Raw genomic sequence first — 18,397 nt, 5'->3', positions numbered from 1 at the left:
CGCCCCGCTCGCGATCTTCCGTGAGCTTTCTCTTGTTGCTCCCGCTGAGGGACAGAGTCAACTTCCTTGAGCGAACCACAAACACGATCGAAATCACTGGTGGTCGGTGTGGGAGCCGGCGCCGGTGGACTGGAAGCTCTGCAAGAGTTTTTGGCGGCGTTGGGTGATTCGCCCAATTTGTCGGTGGTATTCGTCGCGCAGGATCAATCGGAGTTGCAGTCCCCGTTGGCTCTTCGCTTGGCCGAGACAACGTCTCTGCACCTGGTGGAGGTGAACTCTCGTAAATTGTTGAAGCCCAACCACGTTTATCTATGTCCACCGAACAGTTTGTTGTCGATCAGTCGCACGTCTCGATTGGTGGTCAAGCAGGCGACGAACGAGTCAACCGCGACGCCGATCGATTACTTCTTCCATTCGATTGCCGAAACCCAAGGTGACATGGGGGTTGGCGTGATCCTTTCGGGGATGGGAACGGATGGAACGCTGGGGCTGAAGTCAATCAGCGACGCGGGCGGGATGACTTTCGCGCAAACATCCAGCTCCGCTCGATTTGATTCGATGCCCCGGAACGCCGCCACCACCGGTGTTGCCGATCACGTGCTGACACCGGAGAGCATTGCACATGAACTGAAAGACTATGTTCGCTACTTGACCCATCAGTCCGAAGAGATTGGTGACGGAACGATCCTGCAACAAATCGAGCATGCGATCCCGGAAGTCGCTGACGTGTTGTATGCGGCGACGAAGCACAACTTTCGGCATTACAAAGTCGGGACGTTGACTCGTCGCATCCTGCGGCGGATGCAGGTGCTGCAAATTCCCAGCGTGGCGGATTACCTCACGCGAATGAGGGATGACCAAGAAGAAGCACAGAATCTGTTTCGAGAATTGCTGATTGGCGTCACGACATTCTTTCGCGACCCAGAGTCGTTCGAGCGTCTGGCGGAGAATGTGCTGCCGCGGATCTTTCAAGGTCGTTCGCCGGCGGATCCCGTACGAATTTGGGTTCCTGGATGCGCGACGGGAGAGGAGGCCTACACCTTGGCCATGTTGTGCTACGAGCATTTAGATCGATGGCAGACGCAGCGAAGCGAATCAAACGATGAGATTGAACTGCCTACCTTTCAAATCATCGCCAGTGACATTGACGAGCGAGCGTTGGCGACGGCGCGGCAGGGCGTTTACTCACTGGGGATCGCCGAACATGTGTCCGACGAGCGGCTGAAGCGTTTCTTTGTGAAGCGAGGAAAACGCTATCACGTTAAACGTGATTTGCGTGAGTCGATTCTGTTTTCATTGCACAACCTGATCAGTGACGCTCCGTTCTCTCGACAGGATCTGATTTCCTGCCGAAATCTGTTGATTTACTTGGGGCCTCATCTGCAGAAGAAGCTCATCCCGCTGTTCCACTACGCACTACGCCCCAATGGCTTTTTGTTCCTCGGACCCAGCGAGACGATTTCGTCGCATGGCGAGCTATTTCGCAGCGTGAATTCGACCCATCGAATCAACCAGCGCCGCGGCAGTGCAACGTTGGAATCCAGCAGCGATTCACGAGGTTTCTTGAGTGCGGTGGAAGCGGCGCGTCCCGCAGCAATTTTGCCATCGGGTGATGACAGCCAAGAAATCCATCAGGTCTTGCAGCGAATTGTCTTGGATGAGTTCGCACCGAAGTCGGTGGTGGTCGACCTCGAAGGCCAAGTGGTGTGCTCGTTGGCAGACACCAGTCCTTATCTTTCCAGCGGTGAGGGACTGTTTCAGAACAATCTCATTAAGATGGCCAGTCGTGGTCTGCGGATCGGTTTGCGGAGTGCGTTCGCGGAAGCCAAGGTCAATCGGCGGCGTGTGGTTCGTGAGGACCTGTATCTGGCCACCGACAAAGGCCACCAACGAGTCAAGCTGACGATTCAGCCCATGATGCAATTGGGCCACGAATCGGAATTGTTCATGGTCGTCTTCCAGGACATCGGTGTGCCGGTGTTGGAAAAAGATGGTTCCACCGACACGAGCGAAGGTCTGCCACCACGAGAGTTTTCCAACGAGGAAGCTCAACACCTGATCGAACAATTGGAACAGGAGCTTGCGACCACGCGAGATGACCTGGAACGCTCGATGCAGGAGATGGAAGCGACCAACGAGGAGTTGAAGTCTTCCTACGACGAGTTACTGGCCATGAACCGCGGGCTGCAAGCCGCGAATGAAAAACTGGAAAACTCAAAAGAGGAAATCCGCACCACCAGCGAAGCGGTCGCCCGAGCCAATTCGGACCTGGAGAATCTATTGCGGAGCACTCGCATCGCCACCATTTTCTTGGACGATGACTTGTCGATCCGTAGTTTCACTCCCGCGGCGACGGAAATTTATGGATTGATCGCCACGGACATCGGACGTCCGCTGACGCAAATTGTGCCCAATGTTCACGACATGCCTGCCCTGCCGGCCTGGGATGAGCTGGTGAAATCCGATGGGATGGAAGACACCATCGTGGCAAACTCAGGAAAAGCATTCATTCGCCGAGTGCTGCCGTACCGATCCCACACGGGCAATCTCGACGGGATCGTTTTGACCTTCACGGATGTGACGCAGCTCAGTGAAAGCGAAGAACTGTTCCAAACGTTGGTCCGTGCCTCGGCACAGATCGTTTGGATCACGGATGCGGCCGGCACGGTGCAATCGGATTCGCCCAGTTGGCGGGAATACACCGGCCAAACTTATGAACAGTGGATAGGCGATGGTTGGTTGAATGCGATTCATCCAGACGATCGCGAATTGACATGGAAACTTTGGACCGATGCCGTGGCGAAAGGCAGTCCTTTGGTCATGGAGTATCGGCTGCTCAGTCGTTTCGGTGATTACCGATGGTTCCAAGTCCGAACCGCGCCGCAGCGGGGACCGGACGGCAGCGTCGCGCGTTGGGTCGGGATGAACATTGATGTTCACGATCAAAAGCAAAGTCGTATCGAGTTGGCTGGACGCGAGGCTCACCTTCGACGCGTGATCAACAATCAATTGGGGCTGGTCGGCGTGATCGATCGGGACGGGTTGTTGGTGGAGGTGGACGATCGGTCACTGGCGATCGCGAAAGTGCAGCGAGACGACGTCATCGGAAAACCGTTCGCGGAAGCACCTTGGTGGAGCTACGACGCCGCGGTGCAGAAGCAAATGCAAGATGCAATGCAGAAGGCGTTTGAGGGCGAACCGGTACGCTTTGACGTGTCACTGTTCTCGGCTGGTGAGGAAGGGGTGTTGATTGATTTCATGATCGCACCCGTCTTCGATGATCAGGGCGAGATTGAATATCTGATCCCCTCCGGTGTGGACATTCGAGACCGAAAGAAGGCCGAGCTTGAAAATCGCGAAATTGCGGTGCGTTTGGAAGCAATCTTCAACACGGCGGTCGATGGGATCATCACCATCGATCGACGCGGAATCATCAACTCAGTCAATGTCGCGGCGACCAAGATATTTGGGTTCGAGTTGGATGAATTGATCGGCAAAAACATCAACATGCTGATGCCCGAGCCCGAACACAGCGAACACGACGGCTATTTAAAGACTTACGACCGAACCGGGCAGCAGCACATCATTGGCCATCAACGACAGGTCATCGGTCGTCGCAAAGACGGTTCCACGTTCGATTTGGATTTGTCGGTCAGCGAAACGTCCTTGTCCGGCGAACACAAGTACGTCGGAATCGTTCGTGATGTGACGGATCGCGTGAAGTCCGAACAGGCCAAAAAGAACGCGTCGCGTCGAATGCAAATGGCGTTGCGAGCCGGCGGCATGGCGGCGTGGGAATGGACTCCGAAGAAAAGCTATTGGACCAAGGAACTGTACGAGTTGCTTGGGCTGCAGCCGGAAGACGGAGCCAATCCCGACCTGCTGTTCTCACTGGTGCACCCCGAGGATCTCGCAGGACTGAAAGAACACTGGGAGGAAGCAACCCAAGGCGAATGCGATTACGAGTTTGAGTTTCGGATTGTGAAGCCGGATGGTGAGTTGCGATGGATCACCGGCATGGGCGAAATTGTCCGAGGAAAATCGGGCAAGGTGACTCGCATGTACGGCGTGAACTGGGATAGCACGCAGGAACATGTCCAAGCCGAGACGCTTCGGGAAAGTGAACGACGTGCGAACGAGGCCAGCGCATCCAAAAGTGCCTTCTTGGCCAACATGTCTCACGAAATTCGCACGCCGATGACGGCCATCTTGGGGTATGCCGAGTTGCTGCAGGAATTCATTCATGACGAAGAGGCGTCGCATCACCTGCAAACCATTCGTCGCAATGGGGATTACTTGCTGGACATCATCAACGACATCTTGGATCTTTCGAAGATCGAAGCAGGCAAGTTGGACGTCGAGCAAGAGCGGTTTGATCCCTGTCGTTTGATCGAAGACGTTCGCAGCATCATGGAGGTCCGTGCGAAGGAAGCCGGTTTGGAACTGACGGTCCAATACGACGATCAGTTGCCACAATTCATCCAATCCGATTCAAAGCGATTGAAACAGGTTCTGATCAACTTGGTCGGCAATGCAATCAAGTTCACACCGTCGGGAAGCGTGACTTTGGCGGTACGCATGAAGTCGTCGCCCGATCGGTTGTGCATGGACGTGATCGACACGGGCATTGGTATCTCAGACGACCAGCAATCGCAGTTGTTCCAGCCGTTTTCGCAGGGCGATAGCAGTGTCAGCCGCACCTTTGGCGGCACGGGTTTGGGGCTGACGATCAGTCAACGATTGGCGGAAATGCTGGGGGGCGAGATTTCGTTCCGCAGCCAGCTGGGAGAAGGCAGCACGTTCACGCTCTGTGTGTCGACCGGCGATTTGACGGACGTCGAATTGGTGGATCATCGGGATGATCACCATGAAGCTGTCGCGGCACTTGCGGGATCATCGGACGCCACCATCAGCTTGGACTGCTACGCTTTGATCGTGGACGATCGCCGAGACATTCGGTTTCTGAGTAAACGAATTTTGACCAAGGCGGGGGCCACGGTCGATGAATGTGAAGACGGTCAACAAGCGGTGGACACGGTGATCCGATGCATGGAAGAGGACAACTGTCCGGACGTGATCGTGCTGGACATGCAAATGCCAACGTTGGACGGATATGCCACCGCCAAAAAATTACGTGAACTCGGGTTTGAAGGTCCCATCATCGCGCTGACGGCGGATGCGATGCAGGGCGACATGAACCTGTGCCTGGAAGCGGGATGCAACGACTACCTGAGTAAACCGATTGACGCAGCAAAACTCATTCAATTGGTAAACAAACTGACATGAGTGAACTTACCACCTCAGAACAACAACTTCGGTTGGCACTTTCGATGTCATCGATCGGTGTCATTCACATCGACTACGCCACGCAATTGGCGTCGGCGGACGAACATGCTGCCAAACTGTTCGACCTGCCCTACGGCGAAAAGATCAGCCGTGACGATGTGCATTCGAAGTTTCACCCGGACGACCGTGCCGAGATCGAAGCCTGTTTGGCGGATTCGATGGACCCGAAGGGAGTCGGTGAATTCTCGATGGAGCATCGGATCATTCATCGCTCAGGCGAAGTCCGCTGGTTAAGTATTCGTAAGAGGATTGTGTTTGAAGAAACGGGGGGCGAACGCAAACCAGTTTCGTCCCTCTTGGCGGCGGTCGACATCACGCCACAGAAGAACGCGGAGGAGGTGCTGAAGCGTTCCCAGGAGACTTTTGAGAGCTTGGTTCAGAACAGCCCCTTTGGGATTTACGTTGTCGATTCCAATTTAAAGATGCGATATGTCAGCAACGGAACAAAAGAGGTCTTTCGCCAGTTTCAGCCGATTGAGGGTTACGACTTCAAAACCATCATGCACACGTTATGGCGTTCGGATTTCGCTGCGGAGATCGTCGAGCATTTTCAACACACGTTGAAGACCGGAGAGCGATATCAGGCACCGGGTTTTGTCGAGCATCGTAACGACACCTCTGAAATCGAAGCGTACGAATGGGAAATTGAACGCACAACTTTGCCGGACGGCAGTCACGGTGTCGTGTGTTACTTCTACGACGCGACGGAGCATGAGCAGATCGCTGAATCAATCCGCCGACGCGAACAGTATTTTCGCGAAATGACCGACGCGGCGCCGGCGATGTTGTGGGTGACCGACGTGAACCACGCCTGCACTTTTCTTTCGCGAGGTTGGCAGGACTACACCGGTCAATCGCAGATGGATGGCCTGGGGACCGGATGGTTGGACATGGTGCATCCCGATGACCGCGAGGAAACTCGTGAGATCATCATGTCGTCCTTGAATAGCCGTCGACCGTTTGAGCACGATTATCGCCTTCGCACTTCCAAAGGGACCTATCGATGGGCGATCGATGCGGGGCGGCCAAAGTTTGATGCCAAAGGCAACTTCGAAGGCTACATCGGCAGCGTGATCGATGTACACGACCGCCACGTCGCCGAAGAATCGCTGCGTCAGCGTGCTGCCGATATTGAAGCAAGTGAAAGTCGATTGCGTTTGGCAGCCGAGACCACCGGATTCGGAACCTACGACATTCACGAAACCGATGCGTTGAGTGTTTGGTCCGACGAACTGTTTCGCATTCTTGGTTTGCCACCCGAAGGAAACCCGAGTGCGGACCGTTACCTTTCGCTGATTCACCCCAAAGACCGCGAAGCGTTTCAAGAAGTGCTGGATCAATCCATGGCTGCGGATGGTCCCGAAAAACACTCGATTGAGTTTCGGATTGTTCGGCCCGACGGAGAGACCCGCTGGTTGATCGACACCGGCCGTACGTTTCGAGAGGGCAACGCAGACAACCGCCGCGTCATTCGTCGCGTGGGCACGGTCCAAGACATCACGGATCGAAAACTATTCGAACAGTCACTTCAGCAAGCCAAACAATCCGCCGAGATGGCCAACCGTTCTCGCGGTGAATTCTTGGCCAACATGTCGCACGAAATTCGCACGCCCATGTCCGCGATTCTCGGGCACGCTGACATCTTGATTGATCACCTGAAGGATCCCGACAACTTGTTGGTCGTTGAGACCATCCGGCGCAATGGCAACTTCTTGTTGACGATCATCAACGACATTTTGGACCTGTCGAAGATTGACGCTGGAAAGATGGAGTTGCAAGAACAACCGATTCGTCCGGATTCGATCGTCGGCGACGTTCGATCATTGATGGATGTCCGGGCAGCGGAAAAGGATCTGCCGCTGAAGATCACGTTTGCAGGACCGATCCCCGAAACCATTCGCACGGACGCGATTCGGTTGCGGCAAATTTTGTTGAACCTGGTTGGCAATGCGATCAAGTTCACCAATGACGGTGAAGTGCATTTGCACGTCCGTTACGACGAACGTTCGAGTTTGTTGTACTTCGACATCATCGATACGGGCGTGGGGATTCCAAAGGAGAAGTTGGATTCGCTGTTCGAGCCCTTCACGCAGTTGGACAACACTTCCACCCGTTCTTATGGCGGGACCGGATTGGGACTGACGATCTGCCGTCGATTGTCGCACGCGTTGGGCGGCCAGATCGATGTTTCCAGTCAGCCCGGTCGCGGCAGTCGATTCACGCTGAGCTTGAAGGTGAAAGCGGCTGACAAGTTGATCCAACCCAACCTGAACACCCAACCGGAGAAGAAAGCTCCGAAGTCCGACATTCGATTGACAGCCAATGTGTTGGTGGTCGATGACCGGCGTGACATTCGCTATCTGGCTCAGCACTTCATTGAGAAAGCCGGTAGCACGGTTTACACCGCCACCAATGGCAAGGAGGCGATTGACTTCATCGAGTCCAAGGAATCTCCGCCGGTTGATCTGATCGTGATGGACATGCAAATGCCCGTCATGGATGGCTACGAAGCCACGGCGGAATTGAGACGTCGTGATTGCAAGTTGCCGATCATCGCGTTGACGGCCAATGCGATGAAGAGCGACCGCGAAGAGTGTCTGGCCGCGGGATGCACCGACTACACGACCAAGCCGCTGGATCAACAAAAGCTGATCCAGATGATTTCGCGTCTGACCTCCTGAGATCCCGCGACGTTGCGGCGTCGCTGGTTGTCTGAGCAAGGTGCTCTGAACCAGTTCATTGGAACTGTCGGCTTGCTTACCGCGCCGGTTTGCTTACCGTGTTCACTGTCGGCGGTCCCTGCGGTTTGCACACGTGGAACGATCGTGTTCTAGGTTTTGAGCCGCATCGCTGCCTGCCGCAACTTGTCTGCTTCTCGTCTCGTTTTTGTGTCGAACAGTTTCCTATGAGTCATTCCCGAGCATCCATCCTGGCTGGTTTTGAGAAAAAGCGTGCCTCCGGTCAGCCGATCATCGGCGGCGGAGCTGGAACGGGGATCTCGGCGAAGTGCGAAGAAGCGGCCGGGATCGATTTGATCGTCGTTTACAACTCGGGGCGTTACCGGATGGCGGGACGGGGATCCTTGTCGGGCTTGTTGCCTTACGGAAACGCGAATGAAATCGTGAAGGAGTTGGCACCGGAGGTTTTGACCGCGGTGAAGCACACGCCGGTCTTGGCGGGGGTTTGCGGCACCGATCCTTTTCTGTTGCGAGATCACTTTCTGCATGAGCTGAAATCACTGGGCTATGCGGGCGTGCAGAACTTCCCGACCGTTGGTTTGATCGATGGAACCTTCCGCGCGAACTTGGAAGAGACCGGGATGAGTTTCGCTTTGGAGATCGAATGCATCGCGGCGGCGCACAACATGGACTTGCTGACCACGCCGTACGCATTTGATGCTTCGCAGGCTCGCGAGCTGACTTCGGTGGGAGCGGATGTGATCGTCGCTCACATGGGGCTGACGACCTCGGGAACCATTGGAGCTCAAACCGCGATGACGTTGGACGACAGTGTTCGAGCGGTGAACGAAATTGCAGAAGCCGCGAGATCCGTTCGGTCGAATGTGTATGTGTTGTGTCACGGAGGGCCGATTGCCGAGCCTGACGACGCTCAGTACGTGATGGATCGCTGTCCGATTGACGGGTTCTACGGTGCCAGTTCGATGGAACGCTTGCCGACCGAGCGTGCGATCACGGAGCAAGTTCGACGATTCGTGGAGCTGAAACTCACTCCCTGACAAAGTGGGCAATTTGACGACGCGAAAATTCGTCGCTTTGGATTGATCCCGTCAAACGGAACCCGATTCTCGGTCGATAGACGTGCAGGGCACTTCTCACGCGACAGTTGGAATCTCAAGTGCGAATCGACCATCGACAAACCGGACCGGTGACGTTGGATGACCATCGGCGGGTTCAAAACCAAAACGTTCAGAGCGTGTTCAGCGAGGTTCTGAATCAATTCGGACGAGATGGTTACGCGAACGCTGAACCGTTGTCCTCCGACGTGCCACTCGAATCCCAGATCGAGCAGTCGTGGACGGATTGGTATCGCGTGGAGCGTTTGGGACGCTACCAGGCAACTGAGGACGCGGATGCATTGGGCGTTTCGTTCGCCGGTGTCCTGTCGGACGCCTATGAACAAGGTGGGTACGCGGCGCCAAAGAAGTTCCTCGGCGGTCTCGATCAGGAATCGCTCGAGACCGTGCAGGCAATTCATGGATTGGTCGACCCGATTCAAGTGAACTCGTTGAGTGAAGAGGGCGCATTGAACCTGCTGGTGCCGCCGGCGGCTCAAGTTGACTTGAATCGCGATGGCATCACTCAGTCCGGAATTGCCAACTCGATCCGGTTCCCGGACAGCACGACATCACCGGAGGTCACGGCGGCTTGGGACGAGGCCACGGAGGGCATGTCGTGGGGTGAGCGGGCGATCTATGAATTGCGAATGAAGCTGCCGGTGCTGACGGCGAATTTCATCACCAATGGTGACGGCCAGATCGTGGGACAACGTGAACCCGGCGATCCTGATTGGGTCAATCCGATGACCGATCCAGGGTACTCGTACGTCGATGAGGCTCAGGGCTGGATCGACTATCTGGACTATTTCAAGAATCAAATGGATCCGGATCAGTACGCGAAGGACCGAAGCTTTTTCCAGTCTTTCAAGGACAAGCTGGTGAAGCACGGAGCGGCGTGAAACGGGACTGAGGGTGCGACGTTGTCGGAATGAGTTTCACACCGCTGTGTCGTGAAATTCACGAATCAGTTTCACGACGAAATTTCTTCCTGCAAACTTGATTGAAGTTCATGCGAGTGGGCGTATTCGCCTTGTGGCACGCCAGGAACCATTGGTAGAGACGGGGAGATACTCGTTTCTCGTGCCACGGAACTGGCTGCTCATGCCGTCTCGACTCTCTTGCTGCAACTTCGCAAAAGGCCGTCTCATCGCGGGTTTTGTGTGCTGCGTGGCCATCGCCTGCTCACCCAAGACGCTGCATGCCCAATTCGGTGGCGGCGGTATGGGCGGTGGACAAGCTCAAGCTCCCGCAGCGGAAACCAAACCCAAATTTCGCGACCACATCCACAACCGCGACGGCATGGCCCTGCGTCGTGAAGATGGTGATGCGATCGTGGCCGACGTTCGAGTGATCGGCAACCAAGTCATCAGCACGACCACCATTCTTGCTGAGCTGCAAACTCGCAAAGGTCGGTTCTACAGCGAAGAAACGGTGTTGTCCGATGTCGGTCGATTGAACGACATGGGATCCTTCGACAACGTCACGTTCGAGATCGAAGAACGGCACACGCAATCCAACGGATCAAACCCGGCCCCGCAAAAAGGCGTCTTGGTGACGTTCTACTTGCGTGAACGAGCACTGGTTTCCCAAGTGATTTACCACGGCAACTATCGCATGAATGATCGCGAATTGTCGGGGCGTTCTGGAATCAATGATGGCGATCCGCTGAGCCAGTTTTCCATCGAAACCGGCAAGCGTCGATTGATGGATTACTACCACGAAGAAGGTTTCAACCAAGCATCCATCGTGGCGTCGGTGGGTTTGCCCGACGACGCCAACGCGGTGGTCTTTCGAATCAATGAAGGCCCCAAAGAACGCATCGCGGACATCAAGATCGAAGGTTGTTCGATCGTCAGCGAATCACGGCTGAAGAAAGTCATTCAAAGCCGGGGTCCGATGCTCGGATTCATGAGCTATCTCGGTAACGTCGCGGACATCAAAAAGATCGACGGCGACGTGGATGTGTTGGCATCCTACTACCACAACCTTGGCTTTTTGACCGCCACGGTGGGACGACGTTTCGAGTACGACGACACCGGCAAATGGTTGACGGTGGTCTATGTCGTCAACGAAGGACCTCGTTTCAGCATCGGCGACGTTCAAATCGTTGGGAATGAATACATCACCGAAGAATCATTGCGGCGAAGAATGGAGTTGAAGGCCGGAGACGTCTTCAGCGGCACCGCAATGCGAAAAGATATCGGCGAGATCGTTTATGGCTATGGCGAGTTGGGCTTCATCTACGCCGAAGTCGATCCCAAGACCATCATGCGTGATGAGAGCGGGATTGTGGATCTGGTCTACGAAATCACCGAAGGCGATCAATGGAAGGTTGGCAGCATCCGCGTCGAAATCGATGGCGAACCCCATTTGATGAAAGAGACCACCATGCTGAACTTGCTGGAGTTGCGAGAAGGCGACCTCATTGATCGACGCGAATTGGAAACGGGGCGAAACCGAATCGAACGTAGCAACCTGTTGGAAACCAACCCATCGATCGCTGCTCCCCCGGACATCATTGTGAAGCCGTTGGAGGGATCGCTGCGATGAACCCGAAGACCAACCCGTTTCACCGACCATTCAAGTTCCGCTTCATGTCATGGATGCGTGCTGTGACCCCACCGAATGAATCAGACGCCTCCGACTCGGTCAACGACAATCCGTCATTGGCCCAGACGTTGATCTCCGCCAGCACGCCGTTTGCCAAAACGGAAGCTTTCGCGAGACGACGTGGCGTGATTGCATTCCTTGCGACAATCATGGTTTTTTCGCAGGGTGTGATCTCACCGGTCAATGACGCCAACGCACAAACCAGTTATCCGGCTCCAGCTCCGCCATCGTCCTACGCGGCCCCGCCATCGCTGCAAGGATCCGCTGGGGCCAGTACCTACGGCCAATCCGCTTACGGTCAATCGGCCTATGGGACTCAGCCCACCTACGGGGCTCCTCAGCAAAGTTACGGTGAAGCTCAGCCTAGCTATGGTGCGGCACAACCGGGTTACGGTGCGGCACAACCCAGCTACGGTGCTGCACAACCAGGTGCGTCCAATCCCTACGCGGCACCGACCTATTCCGGAGGCACGACCTACCAAGGCGGAGGGACGTTGTCCGGGCCGCTCCAGGATTCGTTCCCGTCTTCGCCCAATTTGGCTCCACCAGTTGTCACGCAGCCCACGGTTCGTGAAGCGGACTTGATCATCCAAGGTTATCCGGCTCGCACCGGACGTTTGATGTTTGGTGGTGCCGTCAACAGCGACGCCGGTGTCACCGGCCAGATCACCATTGACGAACGCAACTTCGACATCAGTCGTTGGCCGCGTTCGTTCAGCGACATGTTCAGCGGCACCGCATTTCGTGGTGCCGGCCAAACGTTCCGATTGGAAGCGGCACCCGGTAGCGACTTTCAACGGTACACCTTGCAGTTCGCAGATCCGAACTTGTTGGGTTACTTGCCCATCAGCATGTCGCTCAGTGGTTTTCTCTACGACCGAAACTTCAACGATTGGGACGAGAACCGCTTGGGTGGTCGTGCCAGCTTTGGGTATCGTGTGACGCCTGACCTTTCGGTATCAGTCGGCTTCAGCGGGCAAAATGTCGAGATCAGCGATCCTCGCGTGAATACAGTTCAGCAACTGAACGATGTGGTCGGCGACAACGCTCTGTATTCGGGCATGGCGTCGCTGATCCATGACACTCGCAATAGTCCGCTGCAACCCAGTCGCGGCCACTACTTTGAATTGAGCTTCGAACAAACGTTCGGTGATTTCGACTACTCGACTTTTGAAGCGGAGTATCGCAAATACTTCTTGCTGAGAGAGCGGGCGGATGGTTCGGGAAAACAAACCTTGTCGTTTGGAACTCAACTCGGGTTCAGCGGCGATGAAACGCCTATCTTCGAAAACTATTTCGCCGGTGGTTATTCAACGATTCGTGGTTTCGATTTCCGTGGTGCCAGTCCCGTCATCAACGGCGTCGAAGTCGGTGGTCGGTTCCAATGGCTGAACACGGTCGAGTACATGTTCCCGCTGACGGCAGACGATGCATTTCGCGGAGTCGCCTTTGTGGACTTTGGCACGGTGGAGCAAGACATCGAAATCGATGCGGACAATTTCCGAGTCGCACCTGGTTTTGGTTTCCGCGTCGCAATTCCGATGTTGGGGCCGGCACCTTTGGCGTTTGACTTCGCGTTCCCCGTCGCCAAATCCGAATTCGACGACGAGCGAATGTTCAGCTTCTACATGAGTGCGATTCGATAATCTTGCCAGCGGGCAACGTGACGCTTCACGGTTTGGTGGGCGATGGGTTGGTCGCTTGATTCGCGGAAGCTTTCTCTTCCGCGGCGCTGGGGCGAAAGTACTCCGGCAAAACGGACATGGGATCCGTGACATCGCCCGCCTGGAACTTGGGTTCGGCGATTCGAGCCAATGTTTCGGCGTAGATCTCGGTCGGTGGAAAATGTTTCAGGTGATCGATCGGAAGGTCTTCTTTGACAGCGTCCCCGGTGATCAGGCTTTTGGTTGGAGTCGCTTTCAGACGGTCCAGCCAGGCTGGTCGGCTGAGAAGTTCGATGGGTCCGTTCAACTTCCAAATGGGGCGAGACGATTTCGCCAGCGTCAACCGGAATGAAGCTGCGAACGTTTGTCCGCGGTAGGCATCCAAGCCAACGAGCAACTCGGGGGCGGTTTCCGGTTCCAGTTCGGATGATTCGATCGCGTTGGCCAAAACGGAAAGCGAGTCGATGGTCACGACGGGGATGCCCCAGGCATAAGCCAGCGTTTTGGCTGTGGCTGCGGCGATCCGCAGTCCCGTGAAAGAACCCGGGCCATTCGCCACGGCGACGAAGTCCACGGGCGGCGACTCGTCGCTGCTCTTGCCTGCCTTTTCTCCGTTTCCATGGCTGTGTTGATCGAGCAGTCGTTGCAGTGCCGGCGTCAACGAAGCGGTCGCGCGCGTTTCGGGCGGTAGGTTCTCCGCATGAGTGATGCGTCCGCTTTCAATTCGGGCGACGGAGCCTTCGCGGCCGATGACTTCGAGTGCTAATCCGACGCCGGCCAAAGCTGCGCTGTGGTGCGATGAGGTCTCGCGGGATGGCGAAGATTCGTCGGGGCGAGAATTCATTGGAAGAGAATGAAGGGAAGCGGTTGCGTGGGATTGTCGTGCAAATTTAGTCCAGACTACAATGATCGTTGTTCAGGCCAGCATCCAGGTGAGGTGACCGAGGAATTTTGTGAAGCGAGCGTTGATCAGCGACATCCACGGGAACCTGGAAGCTCTGCAGGCGGTTCTGGAAGACATCGACACGGTCGGTGTTCAGGAAGTTGTGTGCCTGGGCGATATCATCGGCTACGGCCCCAACCCGTGCGAGTGCTTGGATCTGGTGATGCGTCGCTGCAAGCACACCATCCTTGGCAACCACGATCAAGCCGCCTTGTTTGATCCTGACGGGTTCAATCCGATGGCGTTGCGAGCGATTTATTGGACTCGCGATGAGCTGGATAGCGGCAAAGGTGGCCCGGCTCAGATGAACGCTCGTTGGGATTTCTTGGGCGAGTTGCCACGCTACTTCAACGACGGCGACTACAAGTTTGTACACGGTTCCCCCCGGGATCCAACCAACGAATACGTGTTCCCGGAATACGTCTATGATGCCCGCAAAATGGAGATTCTGTTCGGCAAAGTCGAACAGTATTGCTTCATGGGGCACACTCACCTTCCCGGCGTGTTCACGACCGAATGTGAATTCATCACGCCGGATGAGAGTGACCATGTCTTTCGGTTGGGCAACCAGAAGTTGATGTTCAACGTCGGCAGTGTTGGTCAGCCTCGCGACGAAAACAATCGTTCATGCTACGTGGTGCTCGATACCGACGAGAAGACGGTCACCTATCGCCGAGTGGAATACGACATCGAGCAAACGGCCAAGAAAATCTACGCACAACCCGATCTGGACGATGCCTTGGGCGATCGTTTGAAACGAGGGCATTGATCGGGTGACACGTACCGCCATTCTGAGTGACATTCACGGCAACCTGTCCGCACTGGAAGCCGTCCTCGCCGATATCGAAACGCAAAAAGTTGACCGCATCGTGTGTTTGGGCGATGTGGTGGGTTACGGCCCGGAACCATGTGCTTGTCTCGACACGGTCATGGGGTTTGATTTTTGCGTGCTGGGCAACCACGACAGCAGTTCGCTATTTGACCCGGAAGGATTCAATGTGGCCGCCGAGCAGGCCATTTTTTGGACCCGCAGCAAATTGGAAGAGCCCGGTGACGACCCCGGTGCCAGTCGCCGACGCGTTGAGTATCTGTGTGGGTTGCCGCGAACGGTTCGTGAGGATCACTGGTTGTTCGTGCACGGTTCACCTCGTGGGCCCACGAACGAATATGTCTTTCCGGAAGACGCCCAGAACTCAAAGAAGATGGAGAAGCTGTTTTCGCTCGTGCCGCGAGTTTGCTTCCAAGGGCACACGCACGTGCCGGGAGTGTTCACGATGGAGCAGCGATTTGTGCGGCCCGCCGATACCGGAACGGGTTATTCGTTGGCGGACCCCAATGCGAAGTTGATGATCAATGTCGGCAGCGTCGGGCAGCCGCGCGACGGTGATCCACGAAGTTGCTACGTCGTTGTTGAACCGGATGTAGTGATGTTCCGCCGAGTCGAATATGACATCGAGCGAACGGTTCAGGCGATCGAAGCAGAAGCGGAACTCGATAACTTCCTGGGCTATCGCCTTCGCGAAGGCCGCTGAGCTCGCGGTTGAAGAAATGTCCCGCTGGATAAGGGACTTGCTGAATCGCGGAGCCTCTTGCTCAACGCGATGTCGCGTCCTCAGACTCGGACGTCAATGTGGCCGCTGGCCAATTGCTTTTGAACGTCGACGACTTCGCTGATCATTTGGACGATCGCATCGCCGGTTTGCTTCTGCACGTCCAGATTCTGTCCGAGCAAAGCGACATCGATTTGCGTCTGAGTCGCGTCCTGGCGTGCCTGCAAGACTTGCTGGACCGCGGGAGGAATGGCGTTCATGGTCAAACTCTTCAAGAGATTGGCTGGGCGCAATGAGCCACACACTTTGGCTCGCTAAGCAAACCTACGTCACGTTTCGAACGTTCGGGTGGTGTGGCTCCGGCCGAGCTGAACAAAACAGTGGCCCTTGCACGGCGACCGATCCGATCGCAACGGTTGTATCGATCCGACGAACGGTCGTACCCGCCTTGGCAAAACAACGACGCGTCAATTCGCGTTTTGAAGAATGGCTGGAATGGGTTTGCCCGCCAGTTCGTCCATGATCCCTTGGCTTCGCTCTTGGGCGTTGAGCACTTCCATTTTTCCAACGAACAACATCACCTCGCCTCCCTCGGGAATTGCTTCTTGGATCAGTTTCCCCGCGGCGCGTCCGGCGAGGTAATTGCTGGTGCCCAAATAAAATTCCCGTCGGGATGCTGGGGCGTCGCTGTCTTGGCAGATCACCGTGGTGGCCTGGCAAGCTTCGTTGATCATGGCGACTTGGTTTTCGGGGTCGATCGGGCTGATTGCAATTCCATCAACTTTGGCGGCCACGTTGGATTCCAGGAATCGTTTTTGTTCTTCGATGGTCCCAGTGGACGGCATTTGCACGTCGACCTCGCAGCCAAAGGTTTCGGCGGCTCGTTTGCAGCCCGCATCGGCGAGAGTCCAAAACGGATCGAGTGAGTTCGTGATGTAAGCAACGCGAATGCCTTTGCCGTCGATCGTTTCGTCACCCGACAAGATCGGACCTTCGCCCGATTTCATCTTCTCGACGTCGGCCGCGAATTCACTGACGTTGTCGGCGGTGATGGATCGGTGAGGGATGATGATCATTCCGCTGTCGGGAACTTCGACCTGGCCTCCGGTGGCGAGCGTCGTCAGCCATTGCACACTTCGGAAACCAAACGCGTAAGGTTGTTGGACCACCGTTCCATAAACGGATTGTTCTCGAATGCCCGCCAAAGTGTCGGGGTGTTCGTCAAATCCAACAACCTGAACCTTGCCCAGAGCGTCGCTGCTTCGCAAAGCGGCCAAAATCATCGGCGTGTTCTGGCTCCAGAGTCCGACCATGCACGCGACGTCGGGATGTCGAAGCAAGGTGGTTTCGGCGTTCTCTTTGGCTTTCGAATTGTCTTGGTTGTCCGTCAGGATTCCCAGCACGGTGTAGTTGCCGCATTGTTTGGGGAAACCGTCGGCATCCACCACTTCCGCCGCGGTATCGCCGCCACCTTCAGCCGTGCTCACCGAAGTGGAATTTGATTTGCTGCATCCAACGAGCAAGATCAAACCAACGCATCCCAACCAAATTCGAACCATGCCGATCAATCGAAAAAGAGGAAAAGTCTGTTAAACGCTTGGCCACGATTTTGGGATTCCGCACTGCCCGTGTCCCGGTCGACTCAGGTGATGCTCATCCGATGGATCGTGAGAAACGCTCAGTTTAGCAGAGTCGCTCGATCGAGATTGCTTGCAGTTGAAGCGGCCGTTTCGTGGAAATTGGCTGTCTGGATTTCAGGTTTTCAGGCGAGAGTTCGGTATCAATTGGCGGGGAAATGCGTTGTTGCGGTCATTTCTTAAGAGGACCGTCGTGGTCGTCACGCCTAAAATGGCGAACGGTACGGCGACGGGCATGTCTGCTGTTTCTTCTCTTTTTGTCGAGGTTTGCAATGAACACTTTTCTACAAACGCGGCCGCGTTTCAGCTCGAAATTCACGTGGGTGGGCGGGCTCGCGGTGGCAGTCGTTGCCAGCGTGGTTCTGTCGCAGGATGCTTCGGCACAGGGCTATCGATATGGAATTCAGAGCAACGGATTTGATCGTGGCGGTAGCAGCATCATTTCTCAGCGAGGAGGGCTGCCGCAGAATAACTACACGGTGCAGCGTCCCGCGGTCACGCCTCGTTCCACCGGCAGCGGATACACCTATACCAACCGGATTCCCCGCCGGGTTTTGAATCGAATTCCGACCTACGGATACGGTGGTTACAGCGGATACGGGTATCGCAGCTATGGATACGGATACGTACCTGGATCGGTCAGTGGGACTGGATTCCGTGTGGGGCCCGGAGGCACGATCGGATTCGGGACCGGGACCTACTATGTCGCGCCTGGTTATTACGGCGTTGGTCGGCCCTATTACTACCCTTGAGCAGGCAGCTTATTCGGGCACCCGACCGATCGTGAAGGCGACGCGATTTGAGGGCGAAAGTGATTCATTTTCAGCGGTTGGCTCAAACGCTGAGAATGA

General features: G+C 55.6%; 12 protein-coding genes. 9 read left to right on the top strand and 3 right to left on the bottom strand.

What is annotated here, in order from left to right:
* Positions 1 to 66: 66 nt before the first annotated feature.
* The 6 genes from LOC70_RS10045 (at position 67) to LOC70_RS10020 (ending at position 13,398) form a co-directional block, all read left to right on the top strand.
* Positions 67 to 5,286 carry a PAS domain S-box protein gene (locus LOC70_RS10045; protein ID WP_230253470.1) on the top strand — a complete coding sequence of 1,740 codons (5,220 nt, stop codon included), beginning with the start codon at positions 67 to 69 and terminating at the stop codon, positions 5,284 to 5,286.
* A complete protein-coding gene (locus LOC70_RS10040; RefSeq protein WP_230253469.1) occupies positions 5,283 to 8,027 on the top strand; it encodes a PAS domain-containing hybrid sensor histidine kinase/response regulator in 2,745 nt (914 codons plus the stop codon). The genes LOC70_RS10045 and LOC70_RS10040 overlap by 4 nt, the downstream gene beginning before the upstream one ends.
* Positions 8,028 to 8,251: 224 nt before the next feature.
* Positions 8,252 to 9,082: a phosphoenolpyruvate hydrolase family protein gene (locus tag LOC70_RS10035; RefSeq protein WP_230253468.1), complete on the top strand. Its 831-nt coding sequence runs from the start codon at positions 8,252 to 8,254 to the stop codon at positions 9,080 to 9,082.
* A 119-nt stretch (positions 9,083 to 9,201) separates the two neighbouring features.
* Positions 9,202 to 10,041: a hypothetical protein gene (locus tag LOC70_RS10030; RefSeq protein ID WP_230253467.1), complete on the top strand. Its 840-nt coding sequence runs from the start codon at positions 9,202 to 9,204 to the stop codon at positions 10,039 to 10,041.
* 202 nt (positions 10,042 to 10,243) lie between these two features.
* Positions 10,244 to 11,692: a BamA/OMP85 family outer membrane protein gene (locus tag LOC70_RS10025; RefSeq protein WP_230253466.1), complete on the top strand. Its 1,449-nt coding sequence runs from the start codon at positions 10,244 to 10,246 to the stop codon at positions 11,690 to 11,692.
* Positions 11,689 to 13,398: a BamA/OMP85 family outer membrane protein gene (locus LOC70_RS10020; protein WP_230253465.1), complete on the top strand. Its 1,710-nt coding sequence runs from the start codon at positions 11,689 to 11,691 to the stop codon at positions 13,396 to 13,398. Before LOC70_RS10025 ends, LOC70_RS10020 begins: the two co-directional genes overlap by 4 nt.
* Before the next feature lie 25 nt (positions 13,399 to 13,423).
* Here the strand turns inward: LOC70_RS10020 and tsaB are convergent, their stop codons facing one another.
* Positions 13,424 to 14,260: a tRNA (adenosine(37)-N6)-threonylcarbamoyltransferase complex dimerization subunit type 1 TsaB gene (tsaB, locus tag LOC70_RS10015; RefSeq protein WP_230253464.1), complete on the bottom strand. Its 837-nt coding sequence runs from the start codon at positions 14,258 to 14,260 to the stop codon at positions 13,424 to 13,426.
* A 109-nt stretch (positions 14,261 to 14,369) separates the two neighbouring features.
* On the opposite strand from tsaB, the gene LOC70_RS10010 reads away from it, so the two are divergent.
* Entirely contained in the window at positions 14,370 to 15,128 is a 759-nt protein-coding gene (locus tag LOC70_RS10010) for a metallophosphoesterase family protein (RefSeq protein ID WP_230253463.1), read from the top strand.
* A 4-nt stretch (positions 15,129 to 15,132) separates the two neighbouring features.
* Positions 15,133 to 15,891 carry a metallophosphoesterase family protein gene (locus LOC70_RS10005; protein ID WP_230253462.1) on the top strand — a complete coding sequence of 253 codons (759 nt, stop codon included), beginning with the start codon at positions 15,133 to 15,135 and terminating at the stop codon, positions 15,889 to 15,891.
* 80 nt (positions 15,892 to 15,971) lie between these two features.
* Here LOC70_RS10005 and LOC70_RS10000 read toward each other — a convergent pair whose 3' ends face one another.
* Positions 15,972 to 16,169, bottom strand: coding sequence for a hypothetical protein (locus tag LOC70_RS10000; RefSeq protein WP_230253461.1), 198 nt, complete (start codon positions 16,167 to 16,169; stop codon positions 15,972 to 15,974).
* Between the two features lie 207 nt (positions 16,170 to 16,376).
* Positions 16,377 to 17,468 carry a substrate-binding domain-containing protein gene (locus LOC70_RS09995; protein WP_230253460.1) on the bottom strand — a complete coding sequence of 364 codons (1,092 nt, stop codon included), beginning with the start codon at positions 17,466 to 17,468 and terminating at the stop codon, positions 16,377 to 16,379.
* 350 nt (positions 17,469 to 17,818) lie between these two features.
* Here LOC70_RS09995 and LOC70_RS09990 point away from each other — a divergent pair, with 350 nt between their 5' ends.
* Positions 17,819 to 18,298: a hypothetical protein gene (locus tag LOC70_RS09990; RefSeq protein ID WP_230253459.1), complete on the top strand. Its 480-nt coding sequence runs from the start codon at positions 17,819 to 17,821 to the stop codon at positions 18,296 to 18,298.
* The last annotated feature ends 99 nt before the right edge of the window (positions 18,299 to 18,397 follow it).

The organism is Rhodopirellula halodulae (assembly GCF_020966775.1).
Taxonomy (GTDB): Bacteria; Planctomycetota; Planctomycetia; order Pirellulales; family Pirellulaceae; genus Rhodopirellula; species Rhodopirellula halodulae.
Note: the sequence above shows the minus strand (reverse complement) of the source record. Positions and strands in the feature narration are given on the sequence as shown.